1 protein-coding gene is annotated in these 1,489 nt (G+C 47.1%); it reads left to right on the forward strand.

Going from position 1 to position 1,489, the window contains the following annotated elements; all coding sequences use genetic code 11:
• The coding region (locus ACKWCA_RS23945) for an amino acid adenylation domain-containing protein (protein ID WP_413980781.1) at nt 1-1,489 on the forward strand (1,489 nt) is incomplete at both ends.

Genomic DNA, 1,489 nt, shown 5'->3' on the forward strand with positions numbered 1-1,489 from the left:
TTACAATGATACGGCGGTGGCCTATCCTTTGGACAGGACGGTCATCGACCTTTTCGAGGACCAGGTCGAGAAGGCTCCTGATAATGTAGCTGTGAGTTACCTTTCCTCTGAGCTGAGTTATATTTCTTTGGATTCGAGGTCTTCTCATTTGGCATTTCGGTTGTTTTCTTTGGGACTTGCTAAGGGCGATAGGGTAGGTATATTGATGGAGCCCTCGGATGATTTGCTGGTGGCTGTTTTGGGGGTTTTGAAGTCAGGTTGTGCCTTTGTTCCCATCGATACTGTCTACCCATCGGCTCGAAAGGGCCATATGATATCTGACAGTGGGATGAAGGCGCTTATATCGACGGTCGATTTGATTGCGGATAACGAAGTTATTTTGGAAGGGATTGCGGTCGATAACCGTTTAGATATGGGGTCTTTGGATTTTGAGGGCGATGTTGTTAAAAGTCGTCTTCCTGTAGTTTCTTCGGAAGACCTTGCCTATGTTCTTTATACATCGGGATCCACGGGTCTCCCCAAGGGGGTCATGATTAGTCATGGTGCGCTTTTCAATTATATGAGCTGGGCGGGTCCCTGTTATATGAAGGAGGAGCAATGTCCAATGGCACTGTTCAGTTCGATATCCTTCGATTTGACCATTACCTCAATGTTCCTTCCCCTGTTGAGCGGGAACGAGTTACGTGTGTACAATGGTTCGCAGGATGGGCAAGCGATGTTATTGGAACAGGTAATCTTGGATGGCCATGCTAAAGTACTGAAGCTTACCCCTTCACATTTGAGGGTTTTGAAGGAGAGCGATTTGAGCCTCAAGGGTATCCGGCGTTTTATAGTGGGGGGGGAGCAACTCACTTGTGACCTTGCCTCTGCAATCAATTCAAAAGGATCTACTGACCTTGAGATTTATAACGAGTACGGACCTACAGAGGCTACGATAGGCTGTGTTGTCCACCGATATCGTCACGAGGATTCTGTATCTGGTAAGAACGTTCCGATAGGTCGTCCTACGCCTAACAGTACGATTTATATCCTTGACAGTAATCATCAGTTGCTTCCTGAAGGAGTGGCGGGGGAACTTCATATAGGAGGAGCACAGTTGTTCAAGGGCTATATCGGTTCTCCTTCCGTGACTGATCTGCGTAGGATGGAGAATCCTTATAAGGAGGGTGAATTTATATATCGAACCGGCGACCTAGTAAAGTGGCTTCCTGAAGGTGTTCTTGAATTCATCGGCAGGGTGGACGACCAGGTAAAGGTCCGCGGGCATCGTATCGAGCTTGGGGAGATTGAGAGCCAATTGTTGGGCCATGAAATGGTGAAAGAAGGGTTGGTATTGTTCAAGGGGGAATTCGATAGCGGTTATTTGGTAGGATATTATGTGTCTGAGCAAGAGCTGTTCCCGTCCGATTTGGAAGAACATCTATCGCTTTATCTCCCGGAATATATGCTTCCCAAATACTATGTGCAGATGGATTCATTTCCGTTGACC

This window comes from Maribacter corallii, assembly GCF_047345415.1.
Classification (GTDB): domain Bacteria; phylum Bacteroidota; class Bacteroidia; order Flavobacteriales; family Flavobacteriaceae; genus Maribacter_C.